We start from the raw sequence: 19321 nt of genomic DNA, 5'->3' as shown, positions 1-19321 counted from the left end.
CTCCCCCGGTCGGCTCCCTCCAGGATAGGCCCGCTACCTCGGCGGGAACCCGAATCCGAAGGGATTGCCCGGCTTGGACATTCGTCCTGGATACCCATGGGAAGCCGGCCGCGCCCGAATCGGGCGTAGCATAACCGGGCGGCAGCAGGGAAACAGCCGGGCAATCCGTGCAATCAGTAAGGAGCACATGGTGGGACAGGTCAGCGCCTCCAGTTCGATCGTCGTGACGGCCGATCCGAAGCGGACACTGGACGCTCTCGCGGATTACGAGACGGTGCGGCCGCGCATCCTGTCCTCGCACTACCGCGACTACAAGGTGGTCGAGGGCGGCAAGGGCGCGGGAACCGTCGCCGACTGGACGCTGCAAGCCACCGAGAAGCGCTCCCGCAATGTGCACGCCACCGTCACCGTCACCGATTCCATGGTGACGGAACGGGATTCGAACTCCTCCATGGTCACCACCTGGACCGTCACCCCCTCGGGCAGCGGCTCGCTGGTCACCGTGCGCACCAGCTGGAAGGGCGCCGGCGGTATCGGCGGCATCTTCGAGGGCATCTTCGCGCCGCTCGGCCTGAAGAAGATCCAGGCCGAGGTGCTCGAGAACCTGAAGCGCGAACTGGCCTGATCTCGCCGCCCCGGCGATCAGCCGGCGGCGACGTCGAAGAGGTTCCCTTCGGGATCGGCGAGCGTCGCCCACTTGGTGCCGTACTCGTCGAAATCGGCGATGTGCTTGGCACCGAGCGCGATCGCCCGCTGGATCTCGGCGGGCTGATCGTCCGCCGTCAGGTCCAGGTGCACGACGTTCTTGCCGGGCGTCTTGTCGGGGACGTGGATGAACATGAGCGTCGGCGAATGGCCCGCGCTCTGGCCGACGGTGGCGAAGTGCTCGTTGCCGCCCGGGTCCACGGCGAGCTCCAGCAGCTGGGCGTAGAACCCGGCCAGCTCGTTGGCGTTCGCGCAGTCGAAGGTGATGTTGGCGAGTTTCACGGTCATGACGGTGCTTCCTGTTCAGAGCCGGCCGACCGGCCAGCAGATTTCGGTGATGTAGTCCGACGGCACGGCGTCCCCCGGACCGGTTAGGTAGAGCTCGCGAATGGGTTCCGCCAGCGAGGTGTCGTGTTCGGCGACGAAGGTGCCCAGCGCGCCGTAGGTGAGGTCGAAGTCGGTGAACGGGCCGATATGGGTGGCCACCGCGAACCGCCGGGCGGGTAGATCGACAACGGTGCCGAGCGTCGCGGCGCGCTCCCGGTCGGCCGGGTCGATCGGTACGAAGGCCACCACCTCGCCCTTGTCCTCCTCGAAGAACTCGGGGGAGTAGGTCGCGCCGCCGGGACCCGCGGGCTGGATGCCGAGTCCCTCGAGCGCGATGTAGAGCGGCGGGAACTGCTCGTCGCACCATTCGCCGATCACCTCCCGCAACACCACTTCGGCGACCGACAGCGCGGGATAGCTTGCGACGGAACGATATTGGACCTTGATATCGATCTCCGTCGGCGGCAGCAGCAGGGTGCGCAGCGAGGCCACCGCATCGCGGGTGCGCTGGAGTTCGGCCTCCATGCGCTCCAGGTGGGTCCGCAGCGCGGCATCCCGGCTCGCCCGATCCGGCGCGGAGAGCACCTCGCGGATCTCGGGTACCGGCATGTTCAGCTCGCGCAGCCGCCGGATGAGATGGGCCTGATCCACCTGATCCGTCGAGTAGAAGCGGTAACCGGAGCTCGGATCGATCCGCACCGGCTCCAGTAGCTCGATCTCGTGGTAGTACCGCAGCGCCTTCACGCTCAGATGACTGAGCTTGGAGAACTCCCCGATCGGGACCGTTGCTGTCATGCCTTCAGCGAACACCCTCCCACCGGGGGAGAGTCAAGAAAGCGGGGATTCGGGGTTTCCACGCCCAAACCGCCGATCCTGCGCCGCGGGGGCCGGGACCTGTCGCTCCGTTCCGCGACTAGGCTGGGCGGCAATCACTTCCCCCGTAGAGAGGAATCGCCGTGCAGCCCGGTGGAGAGTTCGATATCCAGCAGTTGATGGCCCAGGCCGCTCAGATGCAGCAGGCCGTCATGGCCGCGCAGCAGGAGATCGCCGAGGCCGAGGTCGAGGGCGAAGCGGGCGGCGGCCTGGTCAAGGCCCGGATCAAGGCCACCGGCGAGGTGCTGGCGCTGACCATCGACCCCAAGATCGTGGACCCCGAGGATGTCGACACCCTCCAGGACCTGATCATCGGCGCGATCAACAACGCCATGGAGACCGCCCAGCAGGTGGCGGCCGATCGCCTGGGCCCGCTCGCGGGCGGCCTCGGCGGCGGCGCTCTCCCCGGCTTCTAGACAGGGAAGGCGCAGGTGTACGAAGGGCCAGTTCAGGATCTGATCGACGAGCTCGGCAAGCTGCCCGGCATCGGTCCGAAGAGCGCGCAGCGCATCGCTTTTCACTTCCTCTCGGTGGAACCGCCGGAGATCGACCGGCTCCAGTCGGCGCTCCAGAAGGTCCGCGACGGCGTGCGCTTCTGCTCGGTCTGCGGCACCGTCTCCGACGGTGAACTCTGCCGCATCTGCGCCGACCCGCGCCGCGACCGCACCATGATCTGCGTGGTCGAGGAGCCCAAGGACGTGCAGGCCATCGAGCGCACCCGCGAATTCCGCGGCCGGTACCACGTGCTCGGCGGCGCCTTGGACCCGTTGTCCGGCATCGGCCCGGATCAGCTCCGCATCCGGGAGCTGCTCACCCGCATCGGCAATCAGGACGACGGCGTGGACGTCACCGAGGTCATCATCGCCACCGACCCCAATACCGAGGGCGAGGCCACCGCCACCTACCTGGTCCGTATGCTGCGCGACTTCCCGGGTTTGAGCGTCACTCGCCTGGCTTCGGGTCTCCCGATGGGCGGCGACCTGGAATTCGCGGACGAACTCACCCTCGGTCGCGCCTTGTCCGGCCGCCGCACCCTCTAGCCGCGGACGAAACAAAGCCGCTGAGGTCACCTCCGGCTGCGGGCTGGGTCCCGAGCCCCGAGGTCACCTCCAGGAGTGCCGGGGTTTCAGGGGCGAAGCCCCTGAGAGCCTGCGAGAGTCGGCTATGTCCAGGTCGGCGGTGCGGGCAGCGCCGCCGGCTGCGGGCACGGGATGTGCTGCATGTTGCGGGGGATGTCGGCGCCCGCGCCGGTGGCGTGCAGCGCCACGGCCACGGCGAATGTGGCTGCCACGCCGGCTACTACGGCCAGGCTCTTACGTAGCCTCGGGCCGCTCAGCTTCGGGACTAGCTTCATGGTTCTCTCCTCGCCGGAAGTGATTACGAGAACTAGCCGGAACACACAGCACAACGAAGCGAAATGCTAGCGTTCCTGCGCCCACGAATCTTGCAAGCGGACACCATCGATTCGAAAAGAAATATGTCCGTTATGCCCGAGACCGGAAATTCGTCAGAAGGTCAGGCGCTGCCAATCGAGCGAATCGAACCGCTCCCGCGCACCCGTCGCCCATTCCCAGATGAGCTCCGACACCAGCCGCTCGTCCCCCAGCGAGATCGCGAAATGCCGCTCCGCCGACCCGGCCCGATACTCCAGGTCGTACCGGCCGTCCTCGTGCCGATAGGTTTGGATGTAATCCTGATCCGCCCGCTCGGCGATCAAATACGGCCCGGGCGCACCCAGCGCCGGAATCCACAATTCGACGAGTTCCTTTGTCAGATAGGGAAACTCCCCGGCCCCACCGTGATTCACGGTGAGCGGCACCGACCCCGCCGGATCGAGCAACCAGGCCAGCTGCGGATCGTAGACCGCGTACCCGCGCGGCGTCGCCAGCTCGAACAGCGCACCGCGCAGATGCCCGATGGCGTCGTACGGACTCGACACGAACAACGCCTCGCCCATGGCCCCGTCGACCGCGGGCGCGCCCAGGAACGCGTCCACTTCGGGCAGTTCGCCATTGCGCTGGTCCAACTCGGCCGCGATCTCGGCGATCGCCGCGGCCGCGGGTTTCCCGTCCTGCGCGGTCAGGTACTCGTCCACCTCGGCGGGTGTCACGGCGGCGCCGGAGGGCAGCAGTACGTGGTCGTAGCTCACCCGGCCAGGCTAGTTGTCAGCCCGCGAGGGTCTGCGGGCCGGTCCGGATGTACTCCTCGACGACCAGGCAGTGGCAGCCACCGGCGATATCCGAACAGTCGGTAATGAACAGGTGCCGGATCCGGTCGCCGTCGGTGCAGTCCGGTTCGGTGCACTCCAGTGCGCCGTCGGTGTGCGCGAGCAGAGTCCCGTGACAGTGATCGAGGTCCGCTGCGCAGAGCGAGCATTCGGGGACGCTCATTCCAACCTCCTTGTCCCCACGAGTCAATCACTCGGGTCCGACAACTGTGGGAGGTCGCCGCGTGTCGTCCGAACTGTCCGGAACTCGCCCGCGTGTCGCGCGTCCGGGTTCCCGGTCGCTTAACCGGAATCGGGCGCCCGCGGCACCGCCGACATGGTGAACTTGTTCATGGGCATCAAAGTGTCCCTGCAACATCGCACCACCTATACCTTCGACCGCCCCGTGCGCATCCATCCGCACGTGGTGCGGTTGCGTCCGGCCCCGCACACCCGGACCGCCATCGAGGCGTATTCCATGCGGGTGACGCCCGCGGACCACTTCGTGAACTGGCAGCAGGACGCGTTCGGCAATTTCCTTGCGCGCCTGGTGTTCCAGGAGCCCGCGAGCGAACTCTCGGTGGACGTCGGGCTGATCGCGGACCTGGAGGTGATCAACCCGTTCGACTTCTTCGTCGAGGATTACGCCGAGCATTTCCCGTTCGCCTACAGCGCGCAATTGGCCGCCGATCTGGAGGTCTATCTGCGGCCCGTGGACGAATACGAATCCGGTTCCGGCCCCGGTGAATCCGTGCTCGAATTCGTGCGCGCACACTCCCCGCACGACTATCCGCGCAGTATCGAATTCCTGGTCGCGGTCAATCAGGCTTTGCGCCACGAGGTCGGCTACACCATTCGCATGGAACCCGGGGTGCAGACTCCCGACCACACTCTGCGCACCGCGCTCGGATCGTGCCGCGATTCCGCCTGGCTGCTGGTGTCGATTCTGCGCGAATTCGGTTTGGCCGCCAGGTTCGTCTCCGGTTACCTCATCCAATTGGCCCAGGACGTCCCCTCGCTCGACGGTCCCTCCGGTCCGCCCGCCGACTTCACCGATCTGCACGCCTGGACCGAGGTCTATCTGCCCGGCGCGGGCTGGGTCGGTCTGGACCCCACCTCCGGTCTCTTCGCCGGCGAAGGGCACATTCCGCTCGCCGCCACCCCGCACCCGACCTCCTCGGCCCCCATCACCGGCGCCACCGACCCGGTGAAAGCCACCCTCGACTTCTCCAACTCCGTCCGCCGCATCCACGAGGATCCGCGAATCACCCTGCCCTACCGCGAGATCCAATGGCAGCGCATCACCGCCACCGGCGCCGCCGTGGACGCGCGCACCGCCGCGGCCGATATCGGCCTCACCCTCGGCGGCGAACCCACCTTCGTCTCCGTCGACGACCAGACCAGCCCCGAATGGACCACCGCCGCCGACGGCCCGCACAAGCGCGAACGCGCCGCCGACCTGGCCGCCCGCCTGCGTGCCATCTACGCACCCACCGGCATAGTCCAATACCGCCAAGGCAAGTGGTACCCCGGCGAACCCCTCCCGCGCTGGGATGTCGCCGTGCTCTGGCGCACCGACAACCAACCCCTGTGGACCGATCCGGCCCTGCTCGCCGACGCGTGGCTGCCCCGAACCGAGGTCGAGAAGCCGAGTACGCCGGCGCCCGTGGCCGGTCCGGTGCGGCAACCGGCGCAGTCCATGGACGGCGTCGACGGCCAGGTCTGCCCGCACCCTCCGGCCGGTGTGCTGCCGAGCCGCCCCGTCGCCGTCGCGGCGCGCGAGGAAAACACTGGTGCGCAGTCGATTCCGGCGCTGCGCCTGGTCGAGCACATCGCCGCCGGTCTCGGGCTGCCCCGCGGTCAGGTGCGCCCGGCATACGAGGATGCGCTGCTGCGGTTGGCCGCGAAGTCGCGGGCGCCGGAAGGAGAACCGGTAGCCAGGACCGATGATCTGACGCCGGAGCAGGATTCGCGGGAGGCGCGGCAGGCTCTGCTGGACGAGCTGGATACCGCGGTGGCCGAGCCGGCGGCGTATGTGTTGTCGCTGTATCGGCGCGCGGACGAGGCGGGGTGGGCCAGCGCGGACTGGCAGTTGCGGCGTGGGCGAATCGTATTGACCGAAGGGGATTCTCCGGCCGGACTGCGCTTGCCGCTGGGGTCGGTGACCTGGCGGTCGCCGCCGGCGCGACCGGAGGCGGATCCGTTCGCGGCGCGGGTTCCGTTGGCCGAAGCGGAACCGCCGGCGGTGGTGGAGTCGGCGGATCGCGCGCCGATCAGCGCGCTGGTGGCCGAGATTCGGGACGGGCGGCTGTTCGTATTCCTGCCGCCGGTCGAGGAATTCGGGGCCTTCTGCGATTTGGTGCGGCGAGTGGAGGAGGCCGCCGCGGCGGTCGGGCAGCCGGTGGTGCTGGAGGGGTACGCGCCGCCGGTGGACGCGCGATTGCAGTCGCTGTCGATCACGCCGGACCCGGGGGTGATCGAGGTGAATGTGCAGCCCACAACCAGTTTCGCGGAGCAGGCGCGATTGCTGGAGACGCTGTACGAGCAGGCGCGCGAGGCGCGGCTGGGGACCGAATCCTTCGACGTGGACGGGAGCAACAGCGGGACCGGCGGTGGCAATCACATCACGCTGGGCGGGGCCACACCCGCGCGGTCGCCCCTGCTGCGCCGGCCGGACCTGCTGGTCTCCATGCTGACCTATTGGCAGCGGCATCCATCGCTGTCCTATCTGTTCTCCGGGCGGTTCATCGGCCCGACTTCGCAGGCGCCGCGCGTCGACGAGGGACGGCCGGAAACCCTGTACGAGTTGGAGATCGCGTTCGCGGAGATCGCGCGACTATCGGGTCCGGGGGAGCGCACCTCCGCGCCGTGGGCTGTGGATCGCGCCCTGCGGCATCTGCTGACCGACATCACCGGCAATACCCATCGCGCCGAGTTCTGTATCGACAAGCTGTACAGCCCGGATTCGGCGCGCGGGCGGCTCGGGCTGGTGGAGCTGCGCGGGTTCGAGATGCCGCCGCATTTCCGGATGGCGATGGTGCAGTCGCTGCTGGTGCGAGCGCTGGTGCTGCGCTTCTGGGAGCAGCCCTACACCGCGCCGCTGATCCGGCACGGGGCGAACCTGCACGGACGCTACCTGCTGCCGCACTACGTGCTCGCCGATATCGCCGACGTCGCGGCCGATCTGCGTTCGCACGGTATCGAATTCGATACCAGCTGGCTGGAGCCGTTCGCCGAGTTCCGTTTTCCGCGCCTGGGCACGGTGGTACTCGGGGATATGGAAGTGGAGCTGCGCGGGGCCATCGAACCCTGGCACACCCTCGGTGAGCAGACCGTCGCCACCGGTACCGCCCGCTATGTGGATTCGTCGGTGGAGCGCCTGCAAGTGCGGGTGGTCGGCGCCGATCGCGGCCGGTACGCGGTGACCTGCAATGGTTTCCCGGTCCCGCTGCTGGCCACCAACAAGGCGGATGTGCAGGTCGCGGGGGTCCGGTACCGGGCCTGGCAGCCGCCGAACGCCCTGCACCCCTCGCTCACCGTGGACGCGCCGCTGACCTTCGATCTGGTGGATCTGGAATCCGGGCTCTCGCGCGGCGGCTGCACGTACTACGTCTCGCATCCGGGCGGTCTCTTCTATGCGGGGCCGCCGGTGAATTCGGTCGAGGCGCAATCTCGGCGCAACCGGCTCTTCGAACCGTTCGGGCATACGCCGGGGCCCGTCGATATCGCCGATCTGCGTGCCAAAATGGCTATACAGGCCACCGACATCGGCGCTCCCGGAATCCTCGACCTCCGCCGGGCGCGCACCGTGTGGAGCGCGGCCCGCGACCGATAGGCATTCGGGAAGTGGTAGGCGGTGACAGTGCTCGACACGACGCCACCGGGTGACGCCACGGCCGACGGACCGGACCGCTGGAGTGACCTGACGCAGCGGCGCGAAGTCCGCGAGGCGCTCGCGAAATACCGTGCGGCAGCGGCCGATACCGGCGGTCTGGATGCCTGTGGACTACCCACCGGCGGCTACTGGGACGAACTCGCGGACGGGAACGGGCGGCTGCGTCCACTGTGGGCCGATCTCTCCGCCGACTTCCTCGATCAGGGGCGTGCGGGCCTGCATCGGATAGACGGGCGGGTGCGGCGGCTCATCGAGGACGACGGCATCACCTACACCGAGCTCAAGGAGACCGAGGAGACCGCGCCCCCGGCGCCGTGGCGGCTCGACCCGATTCCGCTGCTGGTCTCCGATACCGACTGGACCGGGCTGGAAGCCGGTGTGGTGCAACGCTCCCGGCTGCTCGACGCCATCCTCGCCGATGTGTACGGACCCCGGCACACCCTGGCGCGCGGGCTGCTGCCGCCGCGGATCGTCTTCGCGCACAGCGGGTATGTGCGTGCGGCACACGGGATTCCACTGCCCGGACGGCAGCAGTTGTTCCTGCACGCCTGCGATATCAGCCGCTGGAGCGACGGCGGTTTCCGCGTCCTCGCCGATTGGGCGCAAGCACCCTCCGGTATCGGTTACGCGCTCGCCGACCGCCGCGTGGTCTCGGCCGCCATCCCCGAAGCCTTCGAACTCGCCAGCCCGCGCCCGCTCAATCCCTTCGTGCGCGCCATGCGGCTGATGCTGATCGAAGCCGCTCCGCGCGCCGCCGACGAGGAACCGGTGGTGGTGGTGCTGAGCCCCGGCGTGCACTCGGAAACCGCTTTCGACCAAGCGTATTTGGCCTCGGTGCTGGGATTCCCGCTGGTGGAGAGCGCCGATCTGGTGGTTCGCGACGGCCGCCTGTGGATGCGTTCGCTCGGCACCCTGAAACAGGTCGACGTGGTGCTGCGCCGCGTCGACGCCGAATTCTCCGATCCCCTGGACCTGCGCCCGGATTCCCGTTTGGGCGTGGTCGGACTGGTCGAGGTGCTGCGCCGCGGCGCGGTCACCGTGGTCAATACCCTCGGCAGCGGACTGCTGGAGAGCCCCGCCCTGGCCGCGTTCCTGCCCCGGCTGTCCCGCGCTTTGCTCGACGAAGAACTGAAACTCCCGGGCGTGCAAACCTATTGGGGCGGCGACGATGTCGAACGCGCCCACCTCGCCGCCAACCTGCACCGCCTGATCCTGCGCTCGGCCATCGACGACACCACCGTTTTCGGTCCCCTCCTCACCGAAACCCAACGCGCCGAATGGCGGTCCCGCATCACCGCCGAAGGCTGGAAATGGGTGGGCCAGGAGCCCGCCCGCTTCTCCGTCGCCCCCGCCGTCACCGCCACCGGCGAACTCGCCGCGGCCCCGGTCGCGACCCGCCTGTTCTCCCTCGCCGGACGCATCGGATACCGCGTCATGGCGGGCGGACTCGGTCAGCTCCACCAGCGCGTCGGCCCGGACGGCATGATCGGCGAAGCCGCCGCCAAGGACATCTGGGTCAGCGCCACCCCCACGCCCGTCCCGGCCGTCGAGGTCCCGGAGGAACGCCTCCGCCCCGCCCGCGTCCCCGCGCTGGAGGTCGTCAGCTCCCCCCGCGTGCTCAACGACCTGTTCTGGCTGGGCCGCTATTGCGAACGCGCCGAGGCCACCGTCCGCCTGCTCACCGCCACCCACGACCGCTACCAGGACTACCGCTACCGCCCGTGGATGGAGGGCGCGGAAGCGATGCCCATCCTGATCGCGGCCCTCGCCCGAGCCACCGGCACCACCCCGCCCGCCCCGAAACGGCTTGCCGCCGAGCGAATCCCATCAGATACGGAGAGCTCGGCCCGGCACGATCCAGCATCATCGTCCCGGGCCGCCGCCACCCCACCGGGCCCGGCCCGCACTCCGCCGGGCGCGGCGTGGTCGGCGGACGATCCGGCGACCATTGGTCGCTCGGAGGCGGGCGAGTCGTCGAATACCGTTGTGGGACAGTCACAATCCGGGTTCGGTCAGCTGCAATGGCAGGGTTCCGGCGGTTCCGGCGCGGATCCGGTGGGCCCGGAGGGTGCGGGCGGGGCCGACCGGTTCGAGCGCGCGGCGCGGAAACCGGGTCGGCGGCGCGAATATTCGGACGAGCCGACCGTACCGATCGCCTTGCCGGGGGCCTCGCGGCGGGAGCACGATTTCCTGGTGGCGTTGTCGGTGGATCGGGAACTGCCCGGGTCGCTGGCCTTCGCGGTGGAGCGGTATGCGAAATCGGCTCGGGCCGTGCGGGATCAGCTGTCTCCGGATACCTGGGTGATCCTCGGCGCGGTCGATCGGGCGCTGGCCGAGTACCGGGCGGCGCTGGGGGATCGCGGTGCGGCGCTGGCCGCGGTGCATTCGCGGGTGTTGTCGGCGCTGCTCTCGCTCCAGGGGATCGATGCCGAGACCATGGTGCGCGATACGGGTTGGTACGTCATGGATATCGGACGGCGGCTGGAGCGGGCGCTGGCGCTCACCTCGCTGCTGACCTCGGCGCTGACCGAGGCGTATCCGGCCCCGGTGAGCCGGGTGGTGATCGACGCGGTATTGCAGGCGACCGTCTCCTCGGTGAGTTACCGGCGGCGGCACCGGGATTCGATGCGCGTCTCGGCGCTGGCGAGCCTGCTGCTGTTCGACGCGAGCAATCCACGCTCGCTCGCCTATCAATTGGAGCGTCTGGAAGCCGATTTCCTGGCGCTCCCGGCCGCTAGCGGAGCCTCCCGCCCGCAACGGCTGTTGACCGATGCTCAGCGCATGCTGCGCCGGATCGATCCGGCCGATCTGGAGAACACCGACGCCGGCGGCCATCGCACCGAGCTGGCCGAACTGCTGGACGGCGTGCACCTGCGGCTGCGCAAGCTCTCCGAATCCTTCGAGACCACACGGCTTTCGGTGCCGCACGAGATCCAGCCGCTCTGGGGTACGACGCGGGTGATCGGATGAGCGCGCGACGCGCAAGACCCGTCGGGGCGCGAACCCGGAAGGCGGCGTGAGCATGCGACGGTATCGAATCCTGCATCGCACCGTCTACGACTACTCCGACGCGGTCACCAGCTCCTACGGCCGGGCGTATCTGACGCCGCGCGAGTTCCCGGGGCAGCGGTTGCTCGCCCACGAGGTGAGCATCGACCCGGTGCCGTCCGACCGGTCGGTGGGATCGGATGTGTACGGCAACACCACCCTCTACTTCCACGTCACCGCCGAACACGAACGCCTCGAGGTCACCGGCACCTCCCTCCTCGACGTCGACCGTCCGCCCCCGTCGCCCCCCGACCTCCCCTGGGAACAGGCGCGCCCCGATATCGGGAACGGCCCCCTCGCAGCCGAATTCACCCTCGACCTGACTCCACCCGAAATCATCCCCGAGGTCGCCGCCTACGCCGCCGCATCCTTCCCGCCGGGCCGCCCCCTGCTGTCGGGCGTCGCCGAACTCACCACCCGCATCCACACCGATTTCACCTACGAGTCCGGCTCCACCAATGTCAGCACCCGCGTCGCCGATGTCTTCGCGGCCCGCGCGGGCGTCTGCCAGGACTTCGCCCGCCTCGCCATCGCCTGTCTGCGCTCGCGGGGGCTGGCCGCCCGCTACGTCTCCGGCTATCTCGCCACCGACCCGCCGCCCGGCAAGGAACGCCTGGTCGGCCTGGACGCCACCCACGCCTGGGCCGCGGTCTGGCTGCCCGGTGCGGCGGACGGCGCCTGGATCGGATTCGACCCCACCAACGACCAATTCGCCGACGAACGCTACGTCACCGTCGCCTGGGGCCGCGACTACGCCGACGTCCCGCCCCTGCGCGGCATCATCTACACCGACGCCAAGGAATCCACCATCACGGTCTCGGTTGATGTCGCCCCGATCGAGGTATAGCCCAGCATGCGCGATTTCAGTTGCCCCGAATGCGGCCAGCAGTTGGACTTCGAGAACACCCTCTGCCTCAATTGCGGCAGCCCGCTCGGTTTCCAGCTCGCCGCCCGCGCGGTGGTGGTGCTGGACGGCGAATTCCGGCACTGCGCCAACCAGTATGTGGCGCAATGCAACTGGCTGATCCCCGTCGACTCCCCGGCGGCGCTCTGCGAATCCTGCGCGCTCACCCGCACCCGCCCCGCCGATCAGGACGACAAATGGCTGCCCGCCTTCGCCGAGGCCGAGGCCGCCAAACGCCGCCTGCTGCTCGAGCTCACTGAACTCGGCCTGCCGCTCACCGGCCGCGCCGCCGATCCGGAGCACGGCCTCGCCTTCGATCTGCTCGCCAGCGGCGCCGAGCCCGTCGTCACCGGTCACCACAACGGCGTCATCACGCTGGACCTGGCCGAGGGCGACGATGTGCACCGCGAACAACTCCGCGTCGAGATGGCCGAGCCCTACCGCACCCTGCTCGGGCATTTCCGGCACGAGATCGGCCACTACTACTTCACGGTCCTGGTCGACGACGAGGCGCTGACCCGCTACCGCGAACTGTTCGGCGACCCCTTCGCCGACTATCGGGAAGCCCTCGACCGCCACTACTCCGAGGGCGCGCCGCCCGGCTGGGGCGACCATTACGTCTCCTCGTACGCCACCATGCATCCCGCCGAGGACTGGGCCGAGACCTTCGCCCACTATCTGCACATCCGCGACACCCTCGACACCGCCGCCGCGTTCGGCTTCGCCCCCGCCGGCGCCACCCTGGACCGCCCGCAGCACGGCCGCGCCGGCTTCGATCGCATCATCGAACTCTGGCTGCCGCTGGCTTGGGCGCTCAATATGATGAACCGCTCGATGGGCCATCCCGACTTATATCCTTTCGTCCTGGCCGACCCCGTGCTGGACAAAATGCGGTTCATCCACGAACTCTGCGCGACCGCCGCCCATGGATGACACACTCGGAACTGTGGCCCCCGCCTCCCTGACTTCCGGGCTCCTATCGCGGCCCTGTAAACTCTCGATCATCATGCAGCGGGCACTTCTCCTCGGCCGCCGCGACGGGGTCTGATACGGACCGGCTCCTGTCGCGGGGCTTTGCGGTGCCGGTCTACCCCACTTACTGGGATCCAGTCACACCCTCGGAGAGAATCGCCATGTCACCCGCTGATGCTTTCGTTTCCGGCTCGCGCACCATCACCGCGCCGAGCAAGCCCGCGCCCGCCGACCAGCCCGCGTGGAACAAGCAGAAGAACTCCTCCATGCCGGTCTTCCGGTACCGGCCCTACGCCGAAGAGGTCCAGCCCATCGAGCTGCCGGACCGCACCTGGCCGGACAAGATCATCGACCGCGCGCCGTCCTGGTGTGCCGTGGATTTGCGCGACGGCAATCAGGCGCTGATCGACCCGATGAGCCCGGCCCGCAAGCGCCGCATGTTCGACCTGCTGGTGCGCATGGGCTACAAGGAGATCGAGGTCGGCTTCCCGTCCGCCTCGCAGACCGACTTCGACTTCGTGCGCGAGATCATCGAAGACGGTGCGATTCCGGACGATGTGACCATTCAGGTGCTGGTGCAGTGCCGGCCCGAACTGATCGAGCGCACCTTCGAAGCATGTGCCGGCGCGCCGAACGTGATCGTGCACTTCTACAACTCGACCTCGATCCTGCAACGCCGCGTGGTCTTCCGCGCCGAACGCGACGCGGTGAAGAAGATCGCCACCGATGCCGCGAAGCTGTGCCTGGAGATCGAGCAGCAGCATCCCGACACCAACTGGCGTTACGAGTACTCGCCGGAGTCCTATACGGGCACCGAGCTGGAGTACGCCAAGGAGGTGTGCGACGCGGTCTCGGCGATCATCGCGCCGACCCCGCAGAAGCCGCTGATCATCAACCTGCCGGCGACCGTCGAGATGGCGACGCCGAACGTGTACGCCGACTCCATCGAGTGGATGCACCGGAACCTGGAGCGCCGCGACTCCATCGTGCTGTCGCTGCACCCGCACAATGACCGCGGCACCGCCGTGGCCGCCGCGGAACTGGGTTACCAGGCCGGCGCGGATCGCATCGAGGGCTGCCTGTTCGGCAACGGCGAGCGCACCGGCAATGTCTGCCTGGTGACGCTGGGCATGAACATGTTCTCCCGTGGCGTGGATCCGCAGATCGACTTCTCGAACATCGACGAGATCCGCCGCACGGTCGAATACTGCAACCAGCTGCCGGTGGCCGAGCGTCACCCGTACGGCGGCGACCTGGTGTACACCGCCTTCTCCGGCTCGCACCAGGACGCCATCAACAAGGGCCTGGACGCGATGAAGGCCACCGCCGACGCGGCGGGCTCCGATGTCGACGACATCACCTGGGAGGTTCCGTACCTGCCCATCGACCCGAAGGATGTCGGCCGCACCTACGAGGCCGTCATCCGGGTGAACTCGCAGTCCGGCAAGGGCGGCGTCGCCTACATCATGAAGACCGATCACGGGCTGGTGCTGCCGCGCCGGTTGCAGATCGAGTTCTCGCAGGCCATCCAGCGCATCACCGACGGTGAGGGCGGTGAGGTCACGCCGAAGGAGATGTGGGATGTCTTCGCCGACGAGTACCTGACCCCGATCCGGCCGCTGGAGCGCATTCGCCAGAAGGTCACCGCCTCGGAAACCGATGGCGGCGTGGACCATATCGAAGCGGTCGTGAAGGTGGACGGCGTCGAGCAGGCCATCGCGGGCGAGGGCAACGGCCCGCTGGCGGCATTCGTGGACGCGCTGTCGACCATCGGATACGACGTGCGGATCCTGGATTACTCCGAGCACGCCATGTCGGCGGGCGACGACGCGCAGGCCGCGTCCTACGTGGAGGTAGCCGTTGGCGACAAGGTGACCTGGGGCGTCGGCATCGCCACCTCCATCACCACCGCGTCGCTGCGGGCCGTGGTCTCCGCCGTCAACCGCGCGGCGCGCAAGTAGTCCGTTACGGGCACAGCCGATTGCAAGGTGCCGACTGATTTCGGAAGTCTCGGGTAACTCGCCGGGGACGACCGAAATCAGGTCGGCACCCAACCGTTGGCCGCATCGGTTTCCGGCAACGGCACCCGGCTGCGCGCAGAAGTCGCGGAGAGGCGGAGCGGCTCGTAATGCTAGCGTTGGGTCGCAATAGCGCCGCCTAGCTCTCTGTTCGAGCTGTCGAGCAGATGGGGGACACGTGACCACGAAGGATCAGAAGTCGGACTCGAAGCCCAGCGAGGCGATCGAGGACGCCGAAGACATTGTGTCGGCTGCGAAGGCGCAGGACGACGCCGAGACCGCCGTGAAACCGGAGCCCGCGGACGCCGCCGATGAATCCGAGGAGCAGCCGGCGGGGTTCTTCCCGCCGGTGCCGGATTCCATCGAGCAGGTGCCGGGTGACGGGGTGCCGGCGTTCGGTGCCGGGTCCGGGCAGCCGGGGCCGTTCACCGGGCCGCAGGGTGATGGGCCGGGGCCGTTCGTACCAGGGTACGGGCCGGGCGATCTGCCCAATCCCTTCGCGCCGGGCTCCAACGGGCCGGGCGAGGGACCGAATCCCTTTGCCGGTGGGCCCGGTGGTCCGGGTGAGGGACCGAATCCTTTTGCGCCGCAAGGACCTAACGGTAACGGTGGGCCGGATGGCCCGAATCCGTTCGCACCGACCGGTGGGCCGTTCCCGCAGGCCGGGCCGTACGGCGGGCCGGGACCGTTCGCGGGTGGACCGGGCGACGGGCCGTTCGCCGCGGGTCCGAACGGACCCTTCCCGGGTGCGCCGCAGCCGGGGTTCCCGACCGGGGCGTATCCGCCGCCGGATGCCGGGCAGTTCGCGCCGCCGCCGAATTCCGGTGCGCCGGGGGCCTTCCAGGCTCCGGGCGGTTCTTACGGTGAGATCCGGCAGGAGACGCCCTACGGCGAGATCCGCCAGGAGATCGGCAGTGACGGCATGGTGCGGCGGGTGTTCCCCGAGCAGCCCGCCGACGCGGGTCAGCAGGGCGGGCCGGGGCAGCAGGGTCATCCCGGTGGTCAGCCGGGTCAGTCCGGTGGTCAGCAGCCCGGCGGTCCGGGGCAGTTCCAGGGCGGGCCCGAAAACACCGGTCCGCAGGCACAATTCGGCGCGCCGGGGCAGCCGGGCCAGTTCGCGCCGTCCGGGGAGCAGCCGGGCGGGCCGATCTACAGCTGGTCGCCGCCGCCCGCGCAACCGCAGCCGCAGCAGCAGCCGGGATTCCCGCCGGGCTGGAACAACCAGGGACAGCCGGGATTCGGGCAGCAGCAGCCGGGGTACGGGCAGAATCCGCCGCCCGGACATTCGGTCAACGACCTGAACCTGCTGAAGCGGGCGCGCCGTGCCCCGCGCAGCGGCTGGCGGCGGGCCGTGCACAAGATGTCCGGCGGGTCCATCAATCCGGGTGAGTCGCCGGCCGACGTGGTGCATTCGCAGCTGGCCGATCGGGTGAATCAGCCGGTGCGCGGGGACTATCGGATCGCGATTTTGTCGTTGAAGGGCGGCGTCGGCAAGACCACCACCACGGTCGGTCTCGGCTCCACGTTCTCTTCGCTGCGCGGTGACCGGGTCATCGCCATCGACGCCAACCCGGACCTCGGGACGCTCGCGCATCGCGTGCCCCGGCAGACGCGCTCCACGGTGCGAAACCTGCTCGAGGACAACCACATCAGCCGGTACTCGGATGTGCGCGCGCACACCTCGCAGGCGCCCAGCCGTCTGGAAGTGCTTGCGAGTGAACAGGATCCGGCGGTTTCGGAGGCGTTCAGCGAGGCCGACTACCGCAAGGCCATCGGCATCTTGCAGCAGTTCTACAACATCATCCTGACCGACTGCGGTACCGGGCTCATGCATTCGGCCATGGCCGGTGTGCTCGATATGGCCAGCTCGCTGGTGCTGGTGACCTCGCCGGCCATCGACGGCGCGCGCAGTGCCTCGGCCACCCTGGACTGGCTGGATCATCACGGCTACCACAAGCTGGTGGAGCGAACCGTGGTGGTGGTCAACGCTTCTCGTAAGGGATCGTCCACGGTGGATCTGGATCAGCTGCGCAAGCTGTTCCTGGATCGCACCCGGGCGGTGCAGGTCGTCCCGTTCGACGACCATCTCGCCGAGGGCGCGGAGATCGACCTGGAGCTGGTCTCCAAGCCGACCCGGCGCGCACTGCTGGAACTGGCGGCCATGGTGGCCGACGATTTCGGCTATCACGCTGCCCAGCAGGGCTATCCGCAGCAGCCGCGCTAGCTCCGCAGTGAAAAGCCAACGCCCCGTGGTCATTACGACCGCGGGGCGTTTTCGGCTTCCGGGTCAGCCTCGGACGAGCGGGGCGAGGGTGCGGCCCGCCAGCTCCACCACGCCGGGTTCGTGACCATTGGTGATCAGGTTGACGATGAGCCCGTCGATACCTTGATCCAGCACCCGCGATCGCAACTGCTCGGCGACGTCGTCGGGCGTGCCGACGAATTGGCGATCCGCGGGCGTCTGCCGCAGCTCCTCCGCCGACAACGCCGACAGGTCGATGCCCGCCCGGGCGAGCAGCTCCGCCTGCTTCTTGCGTGCCTGATCGCCGTCCTCGTCCACGATCACGAACGCCAGGAAACTGGTCTCCAGGGTCTCGCGATCCCGGCCGGCCTCGTCGAGCCGGGCATGCAGGGCATCGATCTTGCGCGGCAGTTCGGAGGGGTTGCAGATGATGTTCAGATGGTCGGCGAACCGCGCCGCCAGCGCGAACGTCTTCTTCTCTCCGCCGCCGCCGAGCAGAATCGGCAGATCGTCGCGCACCCGAGGCTCGTTCATCGCATCCCGGGTGTGATACCACTTGCCGTCGAGGGTGGAGTGCTCCCCGCGCAGCATCGGCTGAATGATCCGCAGCGCCTCTTCCAGCCGCTCGAAGCGCTCGGTGAACGTCCCGAACTCGAACCCGTACGCCTGATGCTCGAGCTCGAACCACCCCGCCCCGATCCCCAGCACGGCCCGGCCCCGGCTCACCACATCCAGTGTGGTCACCGTCTTGGCGGTCAGTGCCGGATTCCGATACGTATTGCCGGTCACCAAGGCGGACAATTGAATCCGCTCGGTGGCAGCCGCCAACCCGGCCAGCGCCGTATACGCCTCCAGCATCGGCTCATCCGGCGCACCCAGCAGCGGCAGCTGATAGAAGTGATCCATCACGAACGCGGCATCGAACCCCGCTGCTTCGGCCTCCCGAGCCTGCGCGACAACCGCCGGGAACAGGTCTACCGGCGCCACTCCGTAGGAGAAATTGGGCATCTGATATCCGAGGCGAATGCTCATAGCGCCACGGTATGACCTGGAGTGCACTCCAAGTCAAGACCTGCGCCCGGCCGCCGCCCGCCCGGCGTGTCCGGTCGTCAGCCGGGCAGTTTCGCGCCGGTAGCCCGGCGGGCGGCGGCTTGGAAAGCGGCGATGACGGTGGCCACCGCCGGCCGATTCTCGGCGTGCGGGCGGGTGGCCAGATCGTAGAGGCGGGCGGCGCGCACGCCCGCGAGGCGGAGCACCACCAGGTCGGGGTGGCGGACGGCGTAGCGGGGCATGAGGGCGACGCCGTAGCCGGAGGCGACCAGGGCTTCGATCACGCTGAATTCGTTGAGGCGCTGCACGATTCGCGGCTGCACCCCGGTGACGGTGGCGATGGAGCGCAGCACGTCGTCGACGGGGAAACCGCTGCGGACGCTGACCCAGGTCTCGTCGGCGAGCTCGGCGGGAACCACCGCGCCATTGCGCGCCAGCCGATGATCCGGTGCCACAACGACATCGATGGGTTCGCGCATCAGCACCCGCGAGGCCACCCGTGCTCCGCCGATCGACGGCGCCCGCTCGTCGCGGTGCGTCAGGACCACGTCGTAGTCGGCGAGCAGGCGGGGGACCTCGGAGGGCGGCACGTCCTCGTCAGCGGCCACCACTTCCACTCCGCTGCTTGCCAATTCGGCCAAAACGTGCGGGAGCAGCAATGTCGCGCCGGACGGGAACAACGCCACCCGCACCTGCCCGCGCGGTGAACCCCGATACGACGCCATCTCGGCGGCCGCCCGGTCCATGGCCGCCAGCACTTCATCCGCGCGCACCACGAGCGCCCGGCCCGCGTCGGTCAACCGCACTCGCCGCCCATCCGGCTCCAGCAGCGGCACCCCGGCCTCGCGCGCGAGCACCTTCAACTGCTGCGAGACCGCCGAGGGCGTCATCGCCAGCGCCTCGGCCACCGCCGCGACCGTCCCGCGATCCGCCAATTCCCTCAAGACGCGCAATCTTTCGATTGACATGGTCGGTGCGGCCGCCCGAAGCTCCCCGCTGCCGCTGCCGCTGCCGCTGCCGCTGCCGCTGCCGCTGCCGCTGCCGCTGCCGCTGCCGCTGCCGCTGCCGCTGCCGCTGCCGC

Annotated in this window: 16 protein-coding genes; 9 read left to right on the top strand and 7 right to left on the bottom strand. The window is 68.8% G+C overall.

Translation table 11 applies throughout. From position 1 onward, the window contains the following. Positions 1–190: 190 nt before the first annotated feature. Positions 191–625 carry an SRPBCC family protein gene (locus NI1_RS25775; protein ID WP_067825991.1) on the top strand — a complete coding sequence of 145 codons (435 nt, stop codon included), beginning with the start codon at positions 191–193 and terminating at the stop codon, positions 623–625. A 17-nt stretch (positions 626–642) separates the two neighbouring features. Here NI1_RS25775 and NI1_RS25770 read toward each other — a convergent pair whose 3' ends face one another. Both NI1_RS25770 and NI1_RS25765 read right to left on the bottom strand, forming a co-directional pair. Continuing rightward, positions 643–993 (bottom strand): VOC family protein, encoded by a 351-nt coding sequence (locus NI1_RS25770; protein ID WP_067825616.1) that lies wholly within the window; start codon positions 991–993, stop codon positions 643–645. Between the two features lie 15 nt (positions 994–1008). Continuing rightward, positions 1009–1827: a MerR family transcriptional regulator gene (locus NI1_RS25765; protein ID WP_067825614.1), complete on the bottom strand. Its 819-nt coding sequence runs from the start codon at positions 1825–1827 to the stop codon at positions 1009–1011. Between the two features lie 161 nt (positions 1828–1988). On the opposite strand from NI1_RS25765, the gene NI1_RS25760 reads away from it, so the two are divergent. Together NI1_RS25760 and recR are read left to right on the top strand one after the other, a co-directional pair. Further along, on the top strand, positions 1989–2321 hold the full coding sequence (locus NI1_RS25760; RefSeq protein WP_067825612.1) for a YbaB/EbfC family nucleoid-associated protein: 333 nt from the start codon (positions 1989–1991) through the stop codon (positions 2319–2321). 15 nt (positions 2322–2336) lie between these two features. Beyond that, positions 2337–2945 carry a recombination mediator RecR gene (gene recR, locus NI1_RS25755; protein WP_067825610.1) on the top strand — a complete coding sequence of 203 codons (609 nt, stop codon included), beginning with the start codon at positions 2337–2339 and terminating at the stop codon, positions 2943–2945. A 122-nt stretch (positions 2946–3067) separates the two neighbouring features. On the opposite strand, the gene NI1_RS25750 is transcribed toward recR, so the two are convergent. The 3 genes from NI1_RS25750 to NI1_RS25740 all read right to left on the bottom strand — a co-directional run bounded on the left by NI1_RS25750 (position 3068) and on the right by NI1_RS25740 (position 4295). Next, positions 3068–3259, bottom strand: a complete 192-nt coding sequence (locus NI1_RS25750; protein WP_157535350.1) for a hypothetical protein — start codon at positions 3257–3259, stop codon at positions 3068–3070. Between the two features lie 153 nt (positions 3260–3412). Beyond that, on the bottom strand, positions 3413–4054 hold the full coding sequence (locus NI1_RS25745; RefSeq protein WP_067825606.1) for a hypothetical protein: 642 nt from the start codon (positions 4052–4054) through the stop codon (positions 3413–3415). A 16-nt stretch (positions 4055–4070) separates the two neighbouring features. Continuing rightward, a complete protein-coding gene (locus NI1_RS25740) occupies positions 4071–4295 on the bottom strand; it encodes a hypothetical protein (RefSeq protein ID WP_067825604.1) in 225 nt (74 codons plus the stop codon). Positions 4296–4463: 168 nt separating this feature from the next. Here NI1_RS25740 and NI1_RS25735 point away from each other — a divergent pair, with 168 nt between their 5' ends. From NI1_RS25735 to NI1_RS37445, 6 genes are all read left to right on the top strand, one after another. After that, positions 4464–7946: a transglutaminase family protein gene (locus tag NI1_RS25735; RefSeq protein WP_067825990.1), complete on the top strand. Its 3483-nt coding sequence runs from the start codon at positions 4464–4466 to the stop codon at positions 7944–7946. A 21-nt stretch (positions 7947–7967) separates the two neighbouring features. After that, positions 7968–10976 (top strand): circularly permuted type 2 ATP-grasp protein, encoded by a 3009-nt coding sequence (locus NI1_RS25730; RefSeq protein ID WP_245663400.1) that lies wholly within the window; start codon positions 7968–7970, stop codon positions 10974–10976. A 52-nt stretch (positions 10977–11028) separates the two neighbouring features. Beyond that, a complete protein-coding gene (locus tag NI1_RS25725) occupies positions 11029–11901 on the top strand; it encodes a transglutaminase family protein (protein ID WP_067825602.1) in 873 nt (290 codons plus the stop codon). Positions 11902–11907: 6 nt separating this feature from the next. Then, positions 11908–12891 (top strand): zinc-binding metallopeptidase family protein, encoded by a 984-nt coding sequence (locus tag NI1_RS25720; protein ID WP_067825600.1) that lies wholly within the window; start codon positions 11908–11910, stop codon positions 12889–12891. A 200-nt stretch (positions 12892–13091) separates the two neighbouring features. Beyond that, positions 13092–14891 (top strand): 2-isopropylmalate synthase, encoded by a 1800-nt coding sequence (leuA, locus tag NI1_RS25715; RefSeq protein WP_067825598.1) that lies wholly within the window; start codon positions 13092–13094, stop codon positions 14889–14891. Positions 14892–15126: 235 nt separating this feature from the next. Further along, positions 15127–17172, top strand: a complete 2046-nt coding sequence (locus tag NI1_RS37445) for a MinD/ParA family ATP-binding protein (RefSeq protein ID WP_157535349.1) — start codon at positions 15127–15129, stop codon at positions 17170–17172. 63 nt (positions 17173–17235) lie between these two features. Here NI1_RS37445 and NI1_RS25705 read toward each other — a convergent pair whose 3' ends face one another. Both NI1_RS25705 and NI1_RS25700 read right to left on the bottom strand, forming a co-directional pair. Further along, entirely contained in the window at positions 17236–18222 is a 987-nt protein-coding gene (locus NI1_RS25705; RefSeq protein ID WP_067825596.1) for an LLM class F420-dependent oxidoreductase, read from the bottom strand. A 77-nt stretch (positions 18223–18299) separates the two neighbouring features. Beyond that, positions 18300–19208: a LysR family transcriptional regulator gene (locus NI1_RS25700; protein ID WP_067825594.1), complete on the bottom strand. Its 909-nt coding sequence runs from the start codon at positions 19206–19208 to the stop codon at positions 18300–18302. Between the last annotated feature and the right edge of the window lie 113 nt (positions 19209–19321).

The sequence above is a fragment of the Nocardia inohanensis NBRC 100128 genome, from assembly GCF_001612945.1.
In the GTDB taxonomy this organism is placed as follows: domain Bacteria; phylum Actinomycetota; class Actinomycetes; order Mycobacteriales; family Mycobacteriaceae; genus Nocardia; species Nocardia inohanensis.
Note: the sequence above shows the minus strand (reverse complement) of the source record. Positions and strands in the feature narration are given on the sequence as shown.